A 6,207-nucleotide genomic window follows, 5' to 3' on the forward strand; every position below is an offset into this window, starting at 1 on the left:
TGTCGATTCCGACCCTTGATTCGGGCGGCGGGAGCACTGCCGATTCCCGATCCCGTCTCCCCTCCGTCATCCGAGCGCATCGACGGGAGCACCCGCCGGCCCCTCGGCGACGGCTCAGCCGCCGCCGGTACACTCGTGCGGGTGAAGACCCCCCGCTCCGCCTGGATCACCTACACCGCACTGCGCCTGCTGTTCTTCGCGGCACCGTTCGCCCTCATCTACGCGCTGGGGCTCTCGCTGCAGTTCTCGATGATGCTGTCGGCGCTCATCGCTGCGGTGCTGTCCGCGCTCATCAGCGTGTCCCTGTCGGTGCTGCTGCTCTCGAAGCCGCGCGAGGCGGCGTCCGAGAGCATCTACGAGTGGCGCAACCGCGAGCGCACCGCCGACGACATCGTCGAGGACGAGGCGATCGAGGCCTCGGAGACCGCCGGCCCCGTCTCCGACGCGGGCACCCCGGCCGAGACCGAAACCCCTGTCGCGGAGACCGCAGCGGACGCCCGGGCGGCGGAGGCGACCGGCACCGCGGTCGCCGATGACGAGACGGATGCCGCGCGCCCCGAGCGCGCCTAGCGTCCGCAGCCGTCGGACGTCGCCGCCCGCGACGCGCACCGGCACTCGCGGCCGGCACCGGCCGGCCGGCACCGCTGAGAGCCGAGCCCGGCCCCGAGCCCACCCTCGACGTCGGTGGTGCGCAGTAGCGTTGAACCGTGAGCGAGACGACGGCGCAGAAGGCGCCCCGGTGGAGCATCCTCGGTCGCGACGACGACGGCGCCGCGACCGTGATCGACGTGCGCGCCGACGGGTCGCGCGGCGAGCCCGTCCCTGTCGAGCCGCACGACCTGCCCGGCTTCATCGCGCGGCGCGAGCGCAGCGCATCACCGCCGCGCTGGGTGTGGAGCGACGCCCCGAGCTGGTACCCGCAGCTGCTCGCCGCCGGGGTGCGGGTGGAACGGTGCCACGACCTGCGGCTGTCGCACGCCATCCTGCGGCGGTCGGAGCTGGTGCGCGAGCGCGGAGCCCTGCTCGCGGCAGAGGAGTGGGACGCGGCGCCGGGTCTCGAGGCCGAAGAGGCGCCCGAAGATTCGGCGCTCTTCGAGTTCGAGGGTGCAGGCGCGGTCGCGCCCACCGTGCCGCACGATCCCGAATCGGCGAGCGCCGAGTTCGAACGGCAGCTGGCGGCGATCTCGTCCAGCGCCGACCCGAACCGGCTGCGCCTGCTGCTCGCCGCCGAGTCGGCCGGAGCGCTCGTTGCCGTCGAGATGCGATCAGCCGGTGTGCCCTGGGACGCCGCCGAGCACGACCGCCTGCTGCGCGAGCAGCTGGGCCCGCGCCCCGCCGGCGGCGCGAAGCCGGCGAAGATGCTCGCGCTGGCCGACGAGGTGCGCGCGGCGCTCGGCCAGCCCGAGGCGAGCCTCGACTCCCCGCCCAAGCTGCTGCGCGCGCTCAAGCGGGCGGGCATCGACGTCGAATCGACCTCGCAGTGGGAGCTCATGGAGATCGAGCACCCGGCGATCGAACCGCTGCTGCGCTACAAGAAGCTCTCGCGCTTGCTGACCGCCAACGGCTGGGCGTGGATCGACGAGTGGGTGCGCGACGGCAGGTACCGACCCGTCTACGTGCCGGGCGGCGTGGTCACCGGACGATGGGCGTCGAGCGGCGGGGGCGCTCTGCAGGTGCCGCGCGGGCTGCGCCCCGCCCTGCGCGCCGACCTCGGCTGGATGCTCGTGTCGGCCGACGTCGCACAGCTCGAGCCGCGCGTGCTCGCCGCGATGTCCGGAGACCGGGCGATGGCCGCCGCGGGCTCCGGCAAGGACCTCTACTCCGGCATCGTGCAGAGCGGCCTCGTCTCGACGCGGCAGGAGGCGAAGATCGCGGTGCTCGGCGCGATGTACGGCTCCACCACGGGCGACAGCGGTCGGCTGGTGCCTCGACTGCGGCGCGGCTTCCCCGCCGCGATGCGGCTGGTGGACCGGGCCGCCGAGGTCGGCGAGCAGGGCGGCACGGTCTCGACCTGGCTCGGTCGCTCGTCGCCCGTCCCCGGCGCCGAGTGGGCCGAGACGCAGTCGCTCGCGAGCCTGCCCTCGGCCACGACGCGTGACGAGGCCCGCGCCCGCCGCGCCGCCCGCGACCTCGGGCGCTTCACCCGCAACTTCGTGGTGCAGGGCACGGCCGCCGAGTGGGCGCTCGCCTGGCTCGCGGAGCTGCGCCTCAGGCTCGCCGCCATGCCCGCCGCGGCGCCCGCACCCGCGACGGCGTCGGGGCCGGTCTTCGAGCACCGCCCGCACCTCGTCTTCTTCCTGCACGACGAGGTCATCGTGCACGCCCCGACCGAGCAGGCTCAAGCCGTCGCAGACGCCGTGCGGGCCTCGGCCGAGGCAGCGGGTCGGCTGCTCTTCGGCGAGACCCCCGTCGACTTCCCGCTCGACGTGCGCGTCGCCGAGCGGGCGAGCAAGGAGTGAGCGCCCCGGCCGGCGAAGCGGCGAGGACGCCTCAGAAGGCGAACGCGACGCCCACGAGCACGCCGTAGACGAGCGCCGCGAGGCTCGTGAGCTGCAGCACGAGGATCAGCTCGCGCGGAGTCTTCGCCGTGATCGCGATGAGCACGCAGGGCGCCACGATCAGCAGCACGAACCACACGAGCACCATGCCGGGGTTCACGAAGCCGTAGAGCGCCGGCACCGCGAACGGCAGCAGCACGCAGACGATGTAGAGCGCGCGCGAGGCGCGGTCGCCCATGCGCACCGCGAGGGTCCTCTTGCCCGCGAGACGGTCGGTGGGGATGTCGCGCACGTTGTTGATCACGAGCACGGCCACCGCGAAGAAGCCGACGCCCGCGCCGGTCACCCACGCCTCCTGGGTCTGCACGTCGGTCTGCAGGTAGACCGTGCCCACGGTCGCCACGATCCCGAAGAAGATGAACACCATCACCTCGCCGAGACCGGCATAGCCGTAGGGCCGCTTGCCCCCCGTGTAGAACCAGGCGGCGAGGATCGCGAGCACACCGAGCGCCAGGAACCACCAGCGCCCGCTCAGCACCACCGCCACGAGCCCGGCGACCGCCGCCAGCGCGAAGAACACCAGCGCGGTCGCGAGCACCCGCTTCGGGTTCACGAGGCCCGATCCCGTGAGCCGGGCCGGGCCGACCCGGAACTCGTCGGTGCCGCGGATGCCGTCGGAGTAGTCGTTGGCGTAGTTCACGCCGATCTGCAGGAAGACGGCGACGGCGAGCGCGAGCAGCGCGAGCGGCAGCGAGAAGCCCTGCACCATGTGCGCGACGCCCGAGCCCGCCGCCACCGGGGCGACCGCCAGCGGAAGCGTGCGCAGGCGCGCACCGCCCACCCAGTTGCGCCACGTGATGCGCGGCGCCTCGCCCGAGCTCACCTGCCGTTCGGCGGCCGCCCGCACCGCGGGGTTACCCGACCTGCGCCGATCCTTCGCGTTCACTCCTGCTCCTCCCCCGCGGCGATCCGGGTCTCCCGGAAGCTCGCCCGCAGCCGATTCAGCCACTCCTCGATCGCCCGCAGATCGGGCTTGCCGCCCACGAGACGCGGCAACTCGTCGGTCTCGGTGGCCCACGCGGGGGCGGCCGCGGGGCCGAGGCGATCCCGGATCGCGGCGCGCACCTCCTCGAAGGCAGCGCGCGAGGCACCGCTGCGCGACGGAGCCGTTGCGCCCGCGGCCTCGGCGGCCGGGGTCTCGACCACGAGGCTCACACGCTCCCCCCACTCCGGGTGCGGCGTGCCCACCGCGACCGCGCTCGCCCAGCCCTCGAACTCGCGCACCGCGCGCTCGACCTCGTCGAGCGACACGTTGACGCCGCCCGAGATGATCACCCGGTCGATGCGGCCCGTGACCGTGAGCATGCCGCCGAGCAGCTCGCCGGCGTCGCCCGTGCGATACCAGCGGGTCGCCGATCCGTCGCGATCCCGATCCTCGACGAACCGCTGCGCGGTGAGCTCGGGATCGCCCACGTAGCCCAGTGCCAGCGACGAACCGGCCAACTGCACCTCGCCCCCTCGGACGCGCACGCGCGTATCGCCGATCTCGACCCCGTCGTAGACGCAGCCGCCCGCCGTCTCGGTCATGCCGTAGCTGCGCTTCAGCGCGACACCCAGCTCGTGCGCCCGTCGGCGCATCTCGAGCGTCACGGCCTGCCCGCCCACCAGCACGGCGTCGAAGCGGCGCAGCGCATCGGCGGCATCGAGATCCCGCTCGGCCAGGTCGAGCAGGCGCGAGAACTGCACCGGCACGAGCGACACGTAGCGGCGACGGGTCTCGAGCCCGTCGGCGGCCTCGAGCAGCGCCGCCGGGTCGAAGCCGCCCGCGACGTCGAAGAAGCGCGGCGCGATGCCCGACACCTCACTGCGCACCAGCATCTGCAACCCCGAGATCAGGTGCGCCGGCAGCGCGACGAGCCACTGGCCGTCACCGCCCAGCCGCTCGTGCGTCGCCTCGGCGCCCGCGCGCAGCGCCCCGGCCGACAGCGCGACCGCCTTCGGCACACCCCGCGAACCCGAGGTGCGCACCACGACGGCGGTGCGCTCGGGCAGCTCGGCGCCCTGCAGCGCTTCGATCGCCCGCGCATCCGCCTGCTCGTCTGCGACCGGGAGGATGGGGGCGCCGCCGCTCAACGCGTCGCCGAGCGCGGCCATCAGCCAGGCTCGATCATCGGTGGGGATGGTGCGGAGTCCGTTGGGCGCAGTCACCGTTCCAGGCTACTCGCTCGGCCTGGGCAGCGACGGGCGCGGCTCCGGGCACGGCCCCCTGGGGATGAGCAGCGTGAGCACCGTCGCCACCGCCGCCGCCGCGATTGCGATCCAGAAGCAGGTCGCGAACGCGCCCGCCGTGGGCACCGCGCGGCCCTCGTGCTCCACGCTCATCGCCGCGAGCACACCGCCCATCACGGCCGACGCGCTCGACGTGCCGACCGAGCGGAACAGCGCGTTCAAACCGTTCGAGACGCCCGTCTCGTGCGCCGGCACCGCCCCCATGATGATCATCGGCATCGCCGCGAACGAGAACGCGATCCCCACGCCGATGATGGCGTTCGCGACCACGATGTGCCACACCTCGCTCGACCACAGCAGCACGAACACGTAGGCGATCACGATCGACGACGTGCCGACCGTGAAGAGCGGGCGCGGCCCGAAGACCCGCTCCAGCTTGCCCGAGAGCGGCGACAGCACCATCATGATGAGGCCGGCCGGCATGATGCAGATCGCCGCCTCGAGCATCGTGAGGCCGAAGCCCGCACCCGTCTCGCGCGGCATCTCGAGCAACTGCGGGAACGTCACGTTGGATCCGAAGAGCGAGAACCCCATGCCGATCGCGGCGAGGTTCGTCAGCAGCACCGTCGGGCGGGCCGCCACGCGAAGATCGACCAGCGGGTCGCTCGTGCGCAGCTGGTAGACGCCCCACACCAGCAGCACGACCACCCCGACGCCCATCGAGCCGAGCGCGAGCGGCGAGCCCCACCCCCAGTCGGCCCCGCGCGACACGAACAGCAGCAGTCCGGTCAGGCCGATCGCCAGCCCGATCGCACCCACCACGTCGAGGCGCCCGCCCGAGATGAGCGTGTCCTCGGGCACCGCGACCACCACGGCCGCGATGCCGAGCGCGCCGAGCCCCGCCGACATCCAGAACAGTGCGTGCCAGTCGGCGTTCTCGGCGATCAGGGCGGCGAGCGGCATGCCGACGGCGCCGCCCACGCCCATCGTGGCGCTCATGAGCGCCACCGCCGTGCCGAGCCGTGCGGGCGGGAGCACGTCGCGCATGATCGCGATCCCGAGCGGGATCACGCCGGTCGTGATGCCCTGCAGGCCGCGCCCGATGATCACGCCGATGATCGACGACGAGAGCGCCGCGACCAGCGAGCCCACGATCAGCGCCGCGAGCAGCACGAACACCACGCGCCGCTTGCCGTACATGTCGCCGAGCCGCCCCGAGATGGGCGTCGCCACCGCCGCCACGAGCAGCGTGATCGTCACCACCCAGGTGGTGTCCTCGCGCGACGCGTGCAACAGCTCGGGCAGCTCGCCCTGCAACGGCACGACCAGCGTGAACATGAACGCCGAGGTGAGGCCCACGAACGCGAGTGCGCCGACAGTCGCCCAGCCCGGTGGTCGTCTGCTGAGCCTCGTCATCACCTGCAAGGCTACACCGCCTGCTCGCGCCCCGGTTTTTCGAACTGATTTTGGTGCTCACCGC

General features: G+C 73.3%; 5 protein-coding genes. 2 read left to right on the forward strand and 3 right to left on the reverse strand.

Annotation, left to right across the window (positions count from 1 at the left end):
- The first annotated feature begins 141 nt into the window (after positions 1-141).
- Both H490_RS31080 and H490_RS22850 read left to right on the forward strand, forming a co-directional pair.
- Positions 142-570 (forward strand): DUF4229 domain-containing protein, encoded by a 429-nt coding sequence (locus tag H490_RS31080; protein WP_164884564.1) that lies wholly within the window; start codon positions 142-144, stop codon positions 568-570.
- Between the two features lie 137 nt (positions 571-707).
- A complete protein-coding gene (locus H490_RS22850) occupies positions 708-2,459 on the forward strand; it encodes a bifunctional 3'-5' exonuclease/DNA polymerase (RefSeq protein ID WP_017883780.1) in 1,752 nt (583 codons plus the stop codon).
- Between the two features lie 31 nt (positions 2,460-2,490).
- Here H490_RS22850 and H490_RS22855 read toward each other — a convergent pair whose 3' ends face one another.
- The 3 genes from H490_RS22855 to H490_RS22865 are packed head-to-tail and all read right to left on the reverse strand — an operon-like array spanning position 2,491 to position 6,143.
- Positions 2,491-3,444, reverse strand: a complete 954-nt coding sequence (locus H490_RS22855) for a 1,4-dihydroxy-2-naphthoate polyprenyltransferase (protein WP_041205233.1) — start codon at positions 3,442-3,444, stop codon at positions 2,491-2,493.
- The gene (locus H490_RS22860; RefSeq protein WP_238560321.1) at positions 3,441-4,706 is read right to left on the reverse strand and encodes an AMP-binding protein; all 1,266 of its coding nucleotides are present in this window, start codon (positions 4,704-4,706) and stop codon (positions 3,441-3,443) included. The genes H490_RS22855 and H490_RS22860 overlap by 4 nt, the downstream gene beginning before the upstream one ends.
- A gap of 9 nt (positions 4,707-4,715) precedes the next feature.
- Positions 4,716-6,143, reverse strand: a complete 1,428-nt coding sequence (locus H490_RS22865; RefSeq protein WP_031289933.1) for an MFS transporter — start codon at positions 6,141-6,143, stop codon at positions 4,716-4,718.
- Positions 6,144-6,207: the final 64 nt, after the last annotated feature.

The organism is Leucobacter sp. UCD-THU, from assembly GCF_000349545.1.
Taxonomy (GTDB): Bacteria; Actinomycetota; Actinomycetes; order Actinomycetales; family Microbacteriaceae; genus Leucobacter; species Leucobacter muris.